The organism is Sphingomonas piscis (assembly GCF_011300455.1).
GTDB classification, from domain to species: Bacteria; Pseudomonadota; Alphaproteobacteria; order Sphingomonadales; family Sphingomonadaceae; genus Sphingomicrobium; species Sphingomicrobium piscis.
On sequence record NZ_CP049869.1, the window covers coordinates 1,354,648 to 1,370,224 of the forward strand.

Consider the following 15,577-nt stretch of genomic DNA (forward strand, 5'->3'; position numbering starts at 1 on the left):
CCTCACGAATTGGTGGTGATAAGAACGCGCCAATGCGCACCCGATATCGGCGCCAACGCACCGTAAGGCGTCGCATAATAGCCTTTGCGTTGGAACGCGTTGACCCGCTGCACACGCAACGACTGGTTGAGCCGTCCGAGCTTCCAGCCGTAGGTCGTCCCGACGATCGCAAACGGAACGCCGTCCACTTCCACCTTGCTTTGACTGTCGCGGCGGCGGCCTCCTTCGTGAAGAAGGTAGCCGTCGACGCTCCATCGGTCCGTCAATTTCTGCTCAATGGCCACCGTTCCGTTGAAACGCGAGACACCCGGCGCGACTCGATTGATGGCGCCGGCCTCGACCAGCGCCCCAGAAACGCGCAGCTGCAGCACGTTGGCACCGAGCACGACCCGCGTCGTCGGGGTGACTTGGCCGGTCAGCGACGCCTCGACGCCGCGGTGTCGAACAGTTCCGACGGGCGCGTAGAGGAGGTCGCTGCGAAGTCCGTAGATAGGCTTACGAATGTCGAACCCGGCGACAATAAGCGCGAGCGATGTGGTGAGATCGATCCGGGCGCCGACTTCATACTGGCGCGCCTCCACCGGCGGCAGGACCGCACCGCGGTTGGCCGCGAGATCCGGCGCGACGCCCGATTCTTCCAGTCCGGAGACGTAGCTTGCGAACAGACTGAGCTTAGGTAACGGCCGCCAAAGGGTCGATGCGCTGTAGAGCCAGCTTTGCTCCACGTTATGCGACTCGGCACCACCGACCGGGCGATATGACTTGGCGTACCGGGTACGGTGGGCGCCCAAGCGGAGCTGAACCGCGTCGGCGGCGAGATCGTAGCTGACACTAAGGAGCCGCTGTCTCACCTGATCCCGAGCGGCGGGTGCCCGCGAGGGGAGGTCTGCCTCCGGCACGTCGGCGGGGCGGCCCCGGAGGGCGAACGTTCCACTTGGGACCGCAATCGAGTCCGGCCGCAACGTGAGCGTGCTCCGTGCCCGCGCCGCAAGGGCGATGCGATGGTTGAGTCCGGCCAAGGAGAAGCTGCGCCCTGCCTTCAGTTCGAACGAGTCGGACCGGGCGCGGCTTCGCGGCGTGTGAAACAGGGTGCTGACCGCCGTGCCCGTCCGATCGATTTCCAGCAATGTAGTGTCCGCGTGCGGGGTGCTGCGGACCGAGCGGATGGCGGAAGCACCGAGGCGCCAACCACCGCTGCCATGCTCCGCCAATATCCCGGCGGTGCTGCTTCGGCTTCGTACCCTTGCCCAGTCGACACCATAGTTGCGGCGGGGCTTCAACGCGGGCGGCACACCATCTCCGACAGGTAGGAAAGCAGTATCCCCGTCATAAGCCTGGCGGCTGTGGTCACCGAACAGGCGGATGCGGGTGGTCGCGTTGGGCTTCCAACTCGCAACGGCCGCCATGTCGACGCGCGAACCGTCCTGACCGTTGGCCCATCGCTCGTTTGGGCTGAGGAAGCTGTGGGCTACCAAGCCAAAGGTGCCGTCATCGCTGACCAGGCTCCCAAGTGTCTCCACGCTCGGAGCGCCGTAGCCGCGGGTGCCCGCCGTCACGGACAGCGCCGAGCGTTCTCCAGGCTCCCGCAGTTGATAAGCAACGACGCCGGTGGGTGACGGCAGATCAAGCGCGGTCGCTGCAAGGCCGACGTTGATCGACGATCCGGAAACCAGGGACTCGGACGGGAGATTGATCGGGTGAAAGAAGAAGCCGTCGATACGAAACGCACCCCCCGTCGCAATCAGGTCGAAGCCTCGCGTCGAGTAGGGACTGTAAAGCCCGACCTGGTTGATCCCGGCCGTGGCCCCGAAAGCGTCTTCTGCCGACTGTGTTGCACTTTGGTCGTCCGATGGCTGGGGCGCCGCCTGCGCCCGTGCTGGGCTGTTTACAAAAACCGCGCCGCTCAAAGCGGCCATGCAAATGGTCGTCGACCTCATGAGCGGTGGGCTCCAAAGTTGGTGAGGTCGACGCTGTGTTCAGGTGCGCTGAGGCGTCGCAATCGCGGCGGTTCGGTGGGACTAGTTTTGTGACGAGGGGACGAAATTCAGGTTCGTCAGGCGCGCTTAAAGCGAGTCCCGCGCCTTAACATGCCGGTCGATTTGTAAAGGTTGGCGGCTGCCCGGTGGCGCTGCTACATCCCCCGCCTTCATGTCAGAGCAGCAGCCCCACCTCTATCTCGTTGACGGATCGAGCTACATCTTCCGTGCTTATCACCGGCTGCCGCCGCTCACGAACCGGCACGGACAACCGGCCGGCGCGGTGTATGGTTACACCACCATGCTGTGGAAGCTGGCCGACAGCCTCAACAAGGGCGACGGACCGACCCACATGGCGGTCATCCTGGATGCGTCGGAGTCCACGTTTCGCAACGAATTGTACGACCAGTACAAGGCGCACCGGCCGCCGCCGCCGGAAGACCTGGTCCCTCAATTCCCGCTGATCCGCGTCGCGACGCGCGCTTTCTCCATCCCCTGCATCGAGGAAGCCGGGCTGGAGGCGGACGACATCATCGCCTGCTACGTCACCGCGGCCAAGGCCGCAGGGTGGAAGGTGACCATCGTCAGCTCCGACAAGGATTTGATGCAGCTGATCGAGGACGGCAGAGTCGACATGCTCGACACGATGAACGACCGCCGCATCACCGAGGCGACGGTGCAGGAAAAATTCGGCGTCGGGCCGGAGCTGGTCGGCGACGTGCTGGCGCTGATGGGAGACAGCGTTGACAATGTGCCCGGCGTGCCGGGGATCGGGCCGAAGACCGCGACTCAGCTGATCCAGCAGTTCGGCAACTTGGAAAAGGTGCTGGCGAGCACCGACCAGATCAGCAAGCCCAAGCTAAAGCAGAACCTCATCGACCATGCGGACGATGCGCGGCTCAGCCGGGAGCTGGTGCGGCTGGTGTGCGATTCCAAGCTGCCCGAGCCTCTCGAGGATTTGGCGCTGAAGGGCATCCCAAAGGAGCCGCTCGCCGCCTTCCTGGAAGACCAGGGATTCAAGACGCTGCTTGCGCGCCTGAACGGCACGGGCGCAACGGGACGGAGCAGCAGCGGCGGCGGCATCAATGACGTCATGGCGGCGACGGCGCCGACACCGCCGTCCGAGCCCGAAGTGATCGCCGTGGATCGCTCGGCCTATGAAACGGTGACGGACGAAGGGGCGCTTGATCGCTGGATCGCGGAAGCGACGACCCAGGGCTATGTCGCCTTGGACACCGAGACGGACTGCATCGATTGCATCATTGCCAAGCTGGTCGGGGTCAGTCTGGCGTTGGGGCCAAACAAGGCCTGCTACATACCGGTCGGCCACTCGGGCGGTGACCTTCTGTCCGAGGCGCCGAGCCAGCTTCCGGCGCAACTCGTCCTCGACAAGCTGAGGCCATTGCTGGAGAACGAGGCGGTCCTGAAGATCGGGCATAACCTAAAGTACGACTGGGTGATGTTCGACAAGGTGGGCATCTGCGTCGCCCCGTTCGACGACACGATGCTGATGAGCTTCGACCTCGATGCCGGCCGATCGTTGGCCGGGCATGGGTTGGACGAGCTCGCCAAACAGCATTTCGACCATGAGTGCCTTGCGTTCAAAACGATCTGCGGAACGGGCGCGAAGCAGATCACCTTCGACAAGGTGCCGCTCGACAAGGCGACGGAATATGCCGCCGAGGATGCCGACATCACGCTGCGGCTGTGGAAACGGCTGAAGCCACGCATCGCTGCCGAAGCGGCAAGCACGGTCTACGAGCGCGTCGATCGACCGCTGGTGCCGGTAATCGGCCGCATGGAGCGGCGCGGGGTCAAGGTCGACCGTGATTACCTAGCCCAACTGTCACGCGACTTCGCGACGGAGATCGCGAGCCTGGAGGAGCGGGTCTACGAGGCGGCGTGCGGACCGTTCACCATCGGATCTCCGCAGCAGCTCGGCCAGGTGCTGTACGAGCGGCTCGGCCTCAAAGGCGGCCGCAAGGGGAAGAGCGGCGCTTATTCCACCGACGTCAACGAGCTTGAGCGGCTTGCCGGCGAAGGCGTGGATTGCGCGCGGCTGGTGCTCGACTGGAGGCAACTTACCAAGCTCAAGACCACCTACACCGACGCGCTGCAGGCGCAGATCAATCCCGAGACTGGGCGGGTGCACACCAGCTTCTCACTGTCCGGCGCGCAGACAGGGCGCTTGTCATCCAACGACCCTAACCTGCAGAACATTCCGATCCGCACCGAGCTCGGCCGCAAGATCCGCGACGCGTTCGTGGCCGAGCCGGGCTATCAGCTGCTGAGCGCCGACTATAGCCAGATCGAACTTCGGCTCGCCGCCCACATGGCCGATGTGCCGCAGCTCAAAGAAGCGTTCCGCGAAGGCGCGGACATCCACAATCGCACCGCCGAGGAGCTGTTCGGCTCCACCGACCGCGACAGCCGCAACAAGGCGAAAACGGTCAACTTCGCCATCCTTTATGGCATTTCGTCATGGGGACTGGCGGGGCGGCTGGGTGTGCCGAAAGACGAGGGTCAGGCGATCATCAGCCGCTACTTCGAGCGCTTCCCGGGCATCCGCAACTACATGGACGAGACGCTCGCATTCGTCCGTGCCAACGGCTTCACCCGTACCTTGTTCGGCCGCAAAACCCACTTCACCAACATCCGGTCGCCCAACCCCTCGATCCGCGGTGGTGCCGAACGCGCAGCGATCAATGCGCCGATCCAGGGTACCAGCGCCGACCTCATCAAACGGGCGATGGCGCGAATGGATCGGGCCCTGGTGGACGCAGGCCTCGAAGGCGTTCGAATGCTACTGCAGGTTCATGACGAACTGGTGTTCGAAGTGCCCGATGGCCGCGAGGAAGAGGCAGCGGCGGTGATCAAACGGGTGATGTCGGACGCGGCCGAGCCGGCGTTGAAGCTCGACGTGCCGCTCGATGTCGAGGTTGGCTGGGGCGCTCACTGGGGCGCCGCGCATTGACGGCAGAGGCGGAGCGCGCCGATCCGAGCGCCGATATGGCGGCACTTGCCCGGGGCGGACGGATCAACTTCTTCGGCTTCATCCTGCGGCTGCTGGCGCGGCTACCATTCCTGTTCATCGCCGGACGCATGTATGGCGCCGAGGCGCTGGGCCGCTTCGCCTACGCGGTGCTGATCGTCGAATTCGCGGCGCAAATTGCGACCTTGGGCCTGAAGCGCGGGTTGGCGCAGCAGCTTGCGCAAACCGACAAGGCGCACGCCTGCATTGCCTGGGACGCGCTGCTGGTGGCGGGCATCGGTTCGGTCGTCTGCATGGCGCTGCTGATCCTCTTCCCGCAGGCCATGTTTCCGAACAGCGAGATCAGCGGTCTGGAATGGCTGCTACCGATTTCGGTGATTGCGCTTGCCTGGTCGGACATCACGCTTGCGGCGCTCGCCTACCGTCATGACGTCGGTGCCACGGTGCGCGCCCGGGCGATCGTGGAGCCCTGGACGATCAGCATCGTGGCCTTTGGCTGGGCCTTCGTATCGAAGCGGGATGGGCTGCTGGTCGCCTATGCCTTGTCCATGGTCGGCGCGCTGATCGCGTCGTTCATTCCTTTCCTGAAGAGCTACGGACTTCCCCGCGACTGGAGCCCCGATCCCGCCCAGCTTTGGCGCATGGCCCGGCGAAATCTGCCGGTCGCCGCCGCCGATGCCGTGGAGTGGGGCTCCCGCCGCCTGGACCTGGCGCTGCTCGGCCTCTTCGTGAACCCGGCGGTGGTCGGCATCTATTATGTCGCCCAGAACGTCGCTTCGCTGCCATCCAAGCTGAAGACCAGCTTCGACCCGATCCTGGGCCCAGTTATCTCCCGCAACATCGAAGCCGGAAACAAGCAGGCGGTTGCAAAGCAGGTTCGGCAGGTCGGCTTCTGGGTCATCGCGGCGCAAAGTGCGGTCGCGCTTGCACTCGCAATCCCGGGCGAGGCGGTGATGGGTCTTGTCGGGCCGCAGTTCGTCGCGGGGACTGCCTCGCTGGCCCTGCTGCTGTTCGCGGAGGTGGTGGCCTCGACCGCGACGGTTAGTGAGTCGGCGCTGATCTACTGTGCGCGCAAGCGGAACATGATGCTGAGCTTCCTGATGATCTTGTTCCAAATCCTGTTCACGGTCGCCATCATTATGGTGCTGCGCCGCTTTCGGTGGGAAGAGGTGTACCTGACGGTGGGACCCGCCGGAGGACTGGTGCTGGCATTGGCGGTAACGGCCGTTACCAAGGCGCTGCTGCTGCGCAATCTGTTGCAGGCGCCAGTGTCGGGATGGCGGTGGCAACTCGTCTGGGCCGGGATCGCGGCCGCTCTTGTAGGCTATGCCGCGACCGTGCTGCCAGAATGGCTCGAGCTGGGGCTGGGCATCCCGGCCATCCTGCTGGCCTTCGGCGGAATGTTGTGGTGGCGCGGCTTCACCGCGGAAGACCGCGAATTGTTCCGCATGCGCAAGGCCGACATCGATCAGTTGCAGGTACCCGAACCGGGCACAAGCGCGGACGCGCCGCGCTGACCTTAGTGCCGGAAGTGGCGCATGCCCGTGAAGAGCATCGCCAGGCCCGCGTCGTTTGCCGCTGCAATGACCTCATCGTCGCGGATCGACCCGCCGGGCTGGATCACGGCGGTGGCGCCTGCCTCGGCAGCTGAGAGCAAGCCATCCGCAAATGGGAAGAAGGCGTCCGACGCCACGGCTGAGCCGACGGTGCGCGGCTCCGGCCAGCCGTAGGTCTCGGCGGCTTCCTTCGCCTTGGCGGCGGCGATGCGGGCGCTGTCGCGGCGGTTCATCTGACCGGCGCCGATGCCGGCGGTGACGCCATCCTTGGCATAGACGATGGCATTGGACTTCACATGCTTGGCGACCGTCCAGGCGAACAGGCAGTCCATCAGCTCCTGCTCGGTCGGCTGACGCTCCGTCACGCACTTCAGCTGATCGCGGGTGATCGTGCCATTGTCACGGTCCTGCACCAGCACGCCGCCGGCAATCACCGCCACCGTCTGTCCGGAGCGCGCCGGATCGGGCAGGCTGCGGGTGAGCAACAGGCGAAGGTTCTTCTTGCGGGCGAACGCCTCGCGCGCAGCCTCGTCGGCGTCGGGCGCGACCACCACTTCGGTGAAGATCTGCGTAATTGCCTGCGCCGTCTCGCCGTCGAGCGGGCGGTTGCAGGCGACGATGCCGCCAAAGGCCGAGACGCTGTCGCACGCCAGCGCCTGGTTCCAGGCATCGAGCAAAGTCTCGCCGGTCGCGACGCCACAGGGGTTGGCATGCTTGACGATCACCACCGTGGGCGGGCCGTCGCGGAACTCGGCGACCAGCTCCAACGCGGCGCTGGCGTCGTTGAGGTTGTTGTAGCTGAGCTCCTTGCCCTGCACCTGCTCGGCTTGGGCGATCCCGGACGCTGACAGGCCGGCCGCGGAATAAAGCGCCGCCGATTGGTGCGGGTTCTCGCCATAACGCAGCGGCATCACCAGCTTGCTGCTCATCGTCCGCAGCGGCGGGAAGGTCTGGCCCTGGTCGACCTTCGCGAACCATTGCGCAATCATCGAATCGTAGGCGGCGGTCAGCGCATAGGCCTTGGCCGCGAGGCGGCGGCGGAAGGCGAGGCTGGTCTTGCCGCTATTGGCGTCAAGATCGGTCAGCAGTTCTTGATAATCTGCTGGATCGGTCAGGATGGCCACGAACTCATGATTCTTGGCGGCCGAGCGCACCATCGACGGGCCGCCGATATCGATATTCTCGATGATGTCCTCACGGCTCGCACCGCGCGCAACCGTGGCTTCGAACGGGTAGAGGTTGACGATCACGAGGTCGATGGCGCCGATGCCATGCTCCTCCATCGCCGCGGCATGATCCGGATTGTCGCGGACACCCAGCAAGCCGCCGTGCACCTTGGGGTGGAGCGTCTTCACCCGGCCGTCCATCATCTCGGGAAAGCCGGTGAGGTCGGAAATGTCGCGAACCTCGGCCCCAAGCTCGCGAAGCTTCGCCGCCGTTCCACCAGTGGAGACCAGTTCGATGCCGTGCCGCTTCAGACCCTCGGCGAGTTGGTCGAGGCCGGACTTGTCCGAAAGCGAAATCAGCGCCCGGCGGGCGGCGATCAGGTCGGTCATAATTCCCCTATTCGTATTCAGCTGGTGCGGCGGAGCTTCCACGCGACTTCGCCGCCGATGCCGGAAAACTCGCCAACAATCACCAGTTGATTTGTGGTTCGCGGGCTTCCGCGTCCGTCGATCCACAGGCTTTCCTCGACGGTGAGGTTGCCGCCGCGTACCCGAAAATTCCACGGCGGCGCGCCCGGTGAGCGGAGAATGGCGCCCATACCGTCAGCCGTCAGGGTCGGCTCCACATCCGGCGCGAGGTGGAAGCGGATCGCGTAAGGAACCGACTCCTTTACCTTGCGGCGTCCTTTCGGCTCCAGAGTATCGGATCCGCGGACTTCCTTGCCATCATTTCCAAGCGAGAGGCTGCGGCGATGAACCAGGCCGAAGGGGCGAACATAGCCGTCGTGGGCGGCGATCAGCCGGCTCGAGTCATTATCCTCGGAACGGTCGACCTCGACGTCTGCGACGCCCTTGCCCATCGTTCCGTCCGGCTGAATGGCTGTGGAGTTCGTATCGTCGAGGACCAGCGTGCTGTGCGCCGCGGTGGAGCGCAGCGCCTGGACGAGTTCGTCCGACAATCCGGCCGGGAGCAGTCCCTCGCCCCCGCAATTGACGAACAAGCGCTGGGCGCCGTCACTCATTTCCAACGCCAGTGTCGAGGCCGATCCGGTCAGCGCCATCTTGGCGGGTGGCGGCGGCGCGGCATCAAGCACGATGATGGTTCCAAGCGCGGACATGCGCTGATAGCCCCAGCCGCGCGCCTGACGGAGCGGGCGGGCACGCAAGCCGCAGCCTTCGACGAGGGCCTGCAGCCGCGCCGCCTCGCCGGGATTGCCGCCCTGCCAGCTCGACAGCGCGCCATCGCCCATGGTGACGCCATGAAGCGCAGCAAGGGCAGCTGCGGCGGCCGCCTCGATGCCGTCGGGAACCGTCTGCTTGGACGCGAAGTAGCAATTCCGAAGCAGACCGAGCCGGTCGACCAGCAAGGCCTGTTCGTGCGGGTTGCGGCTGATCAATCCGCCATCCTCGAACTGGGCGGTGGCAAGCGCCCGGGCTAGGCCGCTTTCGGCCCGGGCCACGCGTGGCGCGCCGCTTTGAAGTAACAGCTTGGCAGCGACCACGCCCGTCCAGGCGGTGATACGCTGAATTCCCGGCGGCGACTTGTCGGCGGCCGTCTCCAGATGACGTGCGCCGCGCGACAGCGTGTTCAGCAGGGCCGAGCGATAGCCATTGTCCTGGCTGGACAGGATGTAGGGAGCGTAGGCGGTCCAGAAGAGTATCCGTTCGCCCCAAAGGTCGGGACGCCAGGCGGCATCCACCCGCGTGCCGTGGGCGAGCAGCCACCGGCCTGCGATCGCCTCTGCCAATCGCGCACCTTTCTCGCGGCTCGCAGCGGCGGCCAGATCGCGCAGCCAGGAAAAGCCCTGGAGGTGCTCGGCGAGTAGACCGTCCGTGCCGACGGCAAGGAAGTCCAGATCGGCAAGGGGAAGGCTCTCGTTGCCCAACTTCAAGCGGCCGGCGAGCAGGGCCTCGCCCTTCCGACGATCGCCTGCGACATGGTCCCGCGGCACCGCTACCAGCTTCAGCGGCTGACGGCCCGCGCTGGTCAGGCGGGCAAGCAGTGGACGACGGGCGAGCTTCCGGACGAGGGCGGCGTCGGCCAGCCCGCCGGCGCTCATGCCTCTCCCCGAAGCGCCTTGAGATTGGCGGCGTAACGGTCGGGGCCACCGCGGAATGCTGCCGTCCCCGCCACAAGCACCGTTGCGCCGGCATCGATGACGGAAGGTGCAGTTTCGGGATCGACGCCGCCGTCGACCTCCACGTCGACCGCGAGTCCCTGCTTGGCGACTCGATTGGCGATCGCTTCAACCTTTTTGAGCTGGCTCGAGATGAACTTCTGCCCGGCAAAGCCCGGATTGACGCTCATCACCAGGATGAGGTCAATGTCCTCCAACACGTAATCCAGCATCTTGGCCGGGGTGGCAGGGTTGAGCGACACGCCAGCCCTTTTGCCGAGCGCCTTGATGCGCTGGACGGTGCGGTGGAGATGCGGTCCCGCCTCGGGATGCACGGTGATAATGTCCGCGCCGGCCTCTGCAAACGCATCCACAAAATTGTCCACCGGCGAGATCATCAGGTGGACGTCGAACGGCTTGGCGCTGTGCGGACGAAGCGCCTTCAGAACGACCGGGCCGATCGTAAGGTTGGGCACAAAGTGGCCGTCCATGACATCGACATGGATCCAGTCCGCACCCGCGGCATCAATGGCGCGCACTTCCTCGCCGAGCCGCGCAAAGTCGGCGGAGAGGATGGATGCGGAGATGCGGGGACCGGCCATTGGCCCGATTAGACCTTAATATGCGTTCCGGACAAGGCGCGCGACGAAGAAGCCGTCGAGGCCGCCCTCCGCCTCAAGCATGCCGGGAAGGATCCTGAGCCATCCCTCTAGCGACGGCTGAAGACCGGGAGGCGCCTCGGTGATCGGCTCCAGCCGAAAATTGTGGAAGCTGGCTAGGAAAGCCTGGATCACCTGTTCGCCTTCCGCCGGTTCCAGCGAGCAAACCGCATAAACAAGCGTGCCGCCTGGCTTCAGCATCGCGGCGGCATGATCCAGAAGTTGCGCCTGAACCCGCGCGTTTTCCGCAATGATGCTCGGGCGGGCACGATAGAGCACTTCCGGGTGGCGGCGGAACGTGCCGGTGGCCGAGCAGGGCGCGTCGAGCAGGATGGCGTCATACAGCCGCGGAGGTGCCCAGGTCAGCGCGTCGGAGCAGACGAGTTCGGCAGTCAGCTTGGTCCGGGCCAAATTGTCGCGCAGTCGCGCCAGACGACTTTCGCTGCTGTCGAGCGCCGTGACGTCGTGGCCCGCGGCCGCGAGCTGCATGGTCTTGCCGCCCGGGGCGGCACAAAGGTCCAGCACCGCTGCGGCATCCGCCGGAACGAAGCGCGCCGGCAGCGAGGCGGCGAGGTCCTGCACCCACCATTGACCCTGGCTGAAACCGCTTAGCTCGGGAATGGCGGTGCTATTTTCCATGCGGACGTGCCTTGGGGCGAGCGAAACCCCGCTTTCCTGTTCGGCGAAGGCCTTTGCCGCCTCATCGTCGGCAAAGGTGAGATCCAGCGCTGGCCGCGCCACGATCTGCCGTCGCGCCGAGGCGACGACCTGTTCACCCCAGGCCTGCGTCCACCGATACTCGACCGCGTAAGGAAGGTGCGGTGCGTCATCGGTCGCGACGCCCTTGCGGAGCAAGGTGCCGAGAACCCCGTGAACTAGCTTGCGCGGGCCGCCATCGACCAGCGGCAGCGCGGTCGCGACCAAGGCATGCTCGGGCGTGCCGAGCCCGATCTTCTGCGCAAGGGCGAGGCGAAGTACCATTCGCGCCTTGGCATCGTCCGGCAGCCGCTTGCGGGTTGCGCTGTCGATCAGCGCGTCCAGGTCGGGGAGCCATCGCAGCGTCTCACCCGCGATGGCCGACGCCAAGGCCCGGTCGGGCGGCGACAAATCGCGCACCATCCCGGCGGCAGCCTCCAGGGTGAGCCCCCGCCGAAGCACGGCATCCAGCATCTGCAAGGCGGCGCGGCGGGCGCCCAGTCCTTCAACGCTTGGCATCTACGACCCAGCGACCCATGTTGACGTCATGAAACGGCCCAAACACCTCAACGCGCCCGCTTACCTCAGCAAGTCGCCGCCGGTTCCTTCCCCCGATGCACCAGCCGAGCATGGTGCGCCCGAAGGCGAGGAGCTGCGCCCCGACCCGACCCGCTACGGCGACTGGGAAAAGAAGGGCGTCGCCATCGATTTCTGACGGGCGGTTCAATGCGCCTCCGGCCGCGGCGGTCGTGATAGCAATTGCTCCAGCGCCTGGGCGGCGGTCGCGCTACCTTCAAGCAAGGCGGCGACCGCAGCGACGATCGGCATGTCGATTCCTTCCTGCTCGGCAATGCGGGCGAGCACCGGCGCAGTGAAGGCCCCCTCCGCAACCGTTCGGCGATCGCTCATCAGTTCCGCCGCCGAGCGGCCTTCACCGATCCCCTTGCCGAGGGAAAAGTTGCGCGAGTTGGTGGAGGAGCAGGTGAGGACGAGATCGCCTAGGCCCGAGAGACCCGCCAGAGTTTCGCGGCGGGCGCCCCTAGCCAACCCGAATCGCGTCATTTCGGCGAAGCCGCGCGCGATCAATGCCGCGCGCGCATTCTGACCCAGGCCGCGTCCGTCCACCACGCCGCAGGCAATCGCCAACACGTTTTTGACCGCTCCACCGATCTCGGCACCTGTGAGGTCGTCCGTATGATAGATGCGAAAGGTTGGTTGGCCGAGCAGCTGGCGGATGCGCTCGCCACTTACCTCGTCGTCCGCAGCGAGGGTCACGGCGGTTGGCAGCCCGTCGGCAACTTCATGGGCAAAGGTCGGACCGGAGAGCACCGCCACGTGCGATTGCGGGTGAAGCTCACGGGCGACGTCATGGAGCAGTCGACCGCTTCGTTCCTCGATGCCCTTCGAACAGAGGATGAGCGTCCGATCTCCCGCCGGAGCGCTCTCCAGAACGGAGCGCATGTGCTGGGCAGGGGTGACGACGAGCCAGTGTTCGGCGCCGTCGAGATTACTCAACTGATCTGTGGCCCGGATTGCGGGGTGAAGCTGGCGGCCCGGCAGAAAGATGGGATTGGTCCCACCGGTGTTGATGCCCTCGACGACCTCCGGCTCTCGCGCCCACAGCAACACCTCATTGCCGGCACTCGCCGCAACCTGCGCCAGGGCAGTGCCCCACGCGCCGCCGCCGACCACCCCGACCCTGCTCATGCCTTGACCCCCGCTCCGCGCACCTTTTCAGCACTTTCATCCAACGGCCAGCGCGCCCGCGCAGGCGCATCGAGACCGTCCACTAGTCCCGCTTCAAAACGCTCCGCCCCGGCCCAGGCGATCATCGCCGCATTGTCCGTGCAGAGCCAGCCAGGAGGCACGGAGAAGCCGCGTCCACGGCTGGCCGCCAACTGGGCGAGTGCGGTGCGCACTGCTCCGTTGGCGGCAACCCCGCCTGCGACGACCAAGGCCGGTGCCTCGCTGCGGTCCAAGGCACGGGCGGTGCGATCCACGAGACAGTCGATGACCGCTTGCTGAAAACTTGCAGCGATGTCCGCAGGGCGATGGAGACCGCTAGCCACCGCCCGCTGAACCGCGCTCTTCAGGCCGGCGAAAGAGAAATGCGGCTCGCTGCTGCCGAGCAGGGGACGGGGGAGCGGCACTATTGTCGGGTCACCTTCAGTCGCTAGTGTCTCAATCGCGGGCCCGCCCGGATAAGGTAGGCCGAGCAGCTTTGCGGCTTTGTCGAAGGCTTCGCCTGCCGCGTCGTCAATGGTGGTGGCTAGCCGCCGATAGTCGCCGATGCCCCGCACCTCGAGCAATTGGCAATGTCCACCCGAAACCAGGAGCAGCAGGTAGGGAAAGCCGAGCGCGGGATCGACCAGCCGCGGGCTGAGCGCGTGTCCTTCAAGATGGTTGACGGCCACCAGGGGCTTGTTCGCGGCCAGGGCCAGACCCTTGCCGGCGAGAAGTGCCACCATGACGCCACCTATCAGTCCCGGCCCAGCAGTTGCGGCGACCGCGTCGACGTCGGCAACCCCCACGTCGGCTTCCTCGAGCACATCCCGGATCAGCTGCGGTAGGATCTCGACGTGGGCCCTGGCTGCGATCTCCGGCACGACGCCGCCAAAGGGGCGATGCGCGTCATTCTGGCCCCGCACCGCCTGCGCAAGTATGCGCCGGTCGCTGGACACCAGCGCCACCGCGCTGTCGTCGCAGGAGGACTCAAGGCCGAGGATCAGGGACATGGTCGAATTGGCCTTTGCCCGATGCCGGTCCATTGGACTAGGGGGGAGGCATGGCATTGAAGCTCGGGACTCGCGGTTCTCCCCTCGCCCTCGCCCAGGCACGCAAGGTGGCCTCGGCACTTGAAAGCGCCCAGCGCTGGCCCGCCGGCTATGTGGAAATCCTACCATTCACCACCAGCGGCGACAGGATCCAGGACCGGCCGCTTGCCGATGTCGGCGGCAAGGGGCTGTGGACCAAGGAACTGGACCGCGCGCTGATCGAGGGTGAGGTCCACTTCTGCGTTCATTCCATGAAGGATGTGGAGAGCGAACGCCCGCGCGAGATCCACCTGGCGTCGGTTCGGCCTCGCGGGGACATGCGCGACCGGCTGATCGGTGCCAACTCAATTGATGAGCTGCCGCAGGGTGCAAAAGTCGGGACCTCGTCGCCGCGCCGCGCTGCCCAGCTTCGGTCGATGCGACCGGATCTGCAGATCGTGCCCATTCGCGGCAACGTCGAGACACGGCTCAAGAAGGTCGAGCACGGCGAGGTGGACGCCACCCTGCTCGCGTCGGCCGGGCTGAAGCGGCTCGGCATCACCGGGGTGGGAACGGCGATCCCGGTGGAGACATTGCTTCCCGCGCCGGGGCAGGCGGTGATTGGAATCGAATGCCGTACCGATGACCACATGGTCCAAAGCGTCTTGTCGACGATCAGCAACGGCATCACCTTTGCAGCGATCAATGCGGAGCGAGCCTTTACTCGCGCGCTTGGCGGCACCTGCCATTCGCCGGTGGCGGCGCTTGCCATCTTCGACGACGGGCAGCTCAATTTCCGTGCCCAGATTTTCTCGGAGGACGGCACGGAGATAGTGGAGGATAAGGCGATCATCGATTGCGGCGATGAGAAAACGCCCGCCGAGATGGCGCGCCGCATGCTGGAAAAGGCTCCAGCATCGATCCGGAGCCTGTTTCACCCGGCATGACCCGGCTGATCGTCCTGCGCCCGGAGCCGGGTGCGTCCGAGACCGTCCGGCGTGCGCGGGAACTTGGGTTCGAGGTAATCTCCTTTCCGCTGTTCGCAATCGAGCCCGTGCCTTGGGAAGCACCGGATCCGGCCCACTTCGATGCCCTGCTGCTGACCAGCGCCAACGCCGTGCGGTTCGCGGGAGACGATCTGCTGCGCTATCGTGGCCTCAAGACCTTGTGCGTGGGGCAGGCCACGGCGGAGAAAGCCAGAGAGGCGGGCTTCGACGTCGCAAGCGTCGGCTCGGCGGGGGTCGAGCGATTACTCGGCTCCGTCGAATCGGACCAGCGGCTGCTTCACCTGGCGGGGGAGGACCGGACGGAGCTCGGCGAGGCAAAGCAGGAGATCACGGCCGTGGCTGTCTACCGGTCGCGCGCCTTGCCAGCGCCAGAGACTCTCCGGGAGACAGACGGAGCGATCCTGCTCGTCCATTCGCCAAGGGCCGGAAAGAGGCTCGTCGAAGTCGCCGATGAGTTGCGCGTCGATCGGTCGAGGGTGGCGCTCGCGGCGATCAGCAAGGCTGCGCTGGAGGCTTCCGGAGGAGGATGGGCAGAGACCCAAGCTGCCGACAAGCCAGACGATCCGTCATTGCTGGCCCTTGCGCGCGCCATGTGCGACAGTAGGCCCCGACCATGAACGGCACTCGGGGACAAATGGCTGGGCTGGCCGCCTGC

The 15,577-nt window shown here is 65.7% G+C and carries 12 protein-coding genes; 5 read left to right on the top strand and 7 right to left on the bottom strand.

The features are described from left to right. Positions 1 to 2: 2 nt before the first annotated feature. The gene (locus G7077_RS06680; RefSeq protein WP_166411022.1) at positions 3 to 1,916 is read right to left on the bottom strand and encodes a TonB-dependent siderophore receptor; all 1,914 of its coding nucleotides are present in this window, start codon (positions 1,914 to 1,916) and stop codon (positions 3 to 5) included. Positions 1,917 to 2,148: 232 nt separating this feature from the next. Between G7077_RS06680 and polA the strand changes: the two genes are divergently transcribed. Together polA and G7077_RS06690 are read left to right on the top strand one after the other, a co-directional pair. Next, the gene (gene polA / locus G7077_RS06685; RefSeq protein ID WP_166411023.1) at positions 2,149 to 4,950 is read left to right on the top strand and encodes a DNA polymerase I; all 2,802 of its coding nucleotides are present in this window, start codon (positions 2,149 to 2,151) and stop codon (positions 4,948 to 4,950) included. Between the two features lie 35 nt (positions 4,951 to 4,985). Continuing rightward, positions 4,986 to 6,485, top strand: a complete 1,500-nt coding sequence (locus G7077_RS06690; protein WP_166412375.1) for an oligosaccharide flippase family protein — start codon at positions 4,986 to 4,988, stop codon at positions 6,483 to 6,485. 2 nt (positions 6,486 to 6,487) lie between these two features. Here G7077_RS06690 and purH read toward each other — a convergent pair whose 3' ends face one another. The 4 genes from purH to G7077_RS06710 are packed head-to-tail and all read right to left on the bottom strand — an operon-like array spanning position 6,488 to position 11,681. Then, on the bottom strand, positions 6,488 to 8,080 hold the full coding sequence (gene purH, locus G7077_RS06695; RefSeq protein WP_166411024.1) for a bifunctional phosphoribosylaminoimidazolecarboxamide formyltransferase/IMP cyclohydrolase: 1,593 nt from the start codon (positions 8,078 to 8,080) through the stop codon (positions 6,488 to 6,490). Positions 8,081 to 8,097: 17 nt separating this feature from the next. Then, positions 8,098 to 9,750, bottom strand: a complete 1,653-nt coding sequence (locus G7077_RS06700) for a heparinase II/III family protein (RefSeq protein ID WP_166411025.1) — start codon at positions 9,748 to 9,750, stop codon at positions 8,098 to 8,100. Further along, the gene (rpe, locus tag G7077_RS06705) at positions 9,747 to 10,409 is read right to left on the bottom strand and encodes a ribulose-phosphate 3-epimerase (protein WP_166411026.1); all 663 of its coding nucleotides are present in this window, start codon (positions 10,407 to 10,409) and stop codon (positions 9,747 to 9,749) included. Before rpe ends, G7077_RS06700 begins: the two co-directional genes overlap by 4 nt. A gap of 15 nt (positions 10,410 to 10,424) precedes the next feature. Continuing rightward, positions 10,425 to 11,681, bottom strand: coding sequence for an RsmB/NOP family class I SAM-dependent RNA methyltransferase (locus G7077_RS06710; RefSeq protein WP_166411027.1), 1,257 nt, complete (start codon positions 11,679 to 11,681; stop codon positions 10,425 to 10,427). A 28-nt stretch (positions 11,682 to 11,709) separates the two neighbouring features. On the opposite strand from G7077_RS06710, the gene G7077_RS06715 reads away from it, so the two are divergent. After that, positions 11,710 to 11,877 carry a DUF1674 domain-containing protein gene (locus G7077_RS06715; protein ID WP_166411028.1) on the top strand — a complete coding sequence of 56 codons (168 nt, stop codon included), beginning with the start codon at positions 11,710 to 11,712 and terminating at the stop codon, positions 11,875 to 11,877. A gap of 8 nt (positions 11,878 to 11,885) precedes the next feature. Here G7077_RS06715 and G7077_RS06720 read toward each other — a convergent pair whose 3' ends face one another. Beyond that, positions 11,886 to 12,869 carry an NAD(P)H-dependent glycerol-3-phosphate dehydrogenase gene (locus tag G7077_RS06720; RefSeq protein WP_166411029.1) on the bottom strand — a complete coding sequence of 328 codons (984 nt, stop codon included), beginning with the start codon at positions 12,867 to 12,869 and terminating at the stop codon, positions 11,886 to 11,888. Further along, positions 12,866 to 13,897 carry a tRNA (adenosine(37)-N6)-threonylcarbamoyltransferase complex transferase subunit TsaD gene (tsaD, locus tag G7077_RS06725; RefSeq protein WP_166411030.1) on the bottom strand — a complete coding sequence of 344 codons (1,032 nt, stop codon included), beginning with the start codon at positions 13,895 to 13,897 and terminating at the stop codon, positions 12,866 to 12,868. The genes G7077_RS06720 and tsaD overlap by 4 nt, the downstream gene beginning before the upstream one ends. Before the next feature lie 50 nt (positions 13,898 to 13,947). On the opposite strand from tsaD, the gene hemC reads away from it, so the two are divergent. Then, positions 13,948 to 14,862, top strand: coding sequence for a hydroxymethylbilane synthase (gene hemC, locus G7077_RS06730; protein ID WP_166411031.1), 915 nt, complete (start codon positions 13,948 to 13,950; stop codon positions 14,860 to 14,862). Further along, positions 14,859 to 15,539: a uroporphyrinogen-III synthase gene (locus tag G7077_RS06735; protein ID WP_166411032.1), complete on the top strand. Its 681-nt coding sequence runs from the start codon at positions 14,859 to 14,861 to the stop codon at positions 15,537 to 15,539. Before hemC ends, G7077_RS06735 begins: the two co-directional genes overlap by 4 nt. Positions 15,540 to 15,577: the final 38 nt, after the last annotated feature.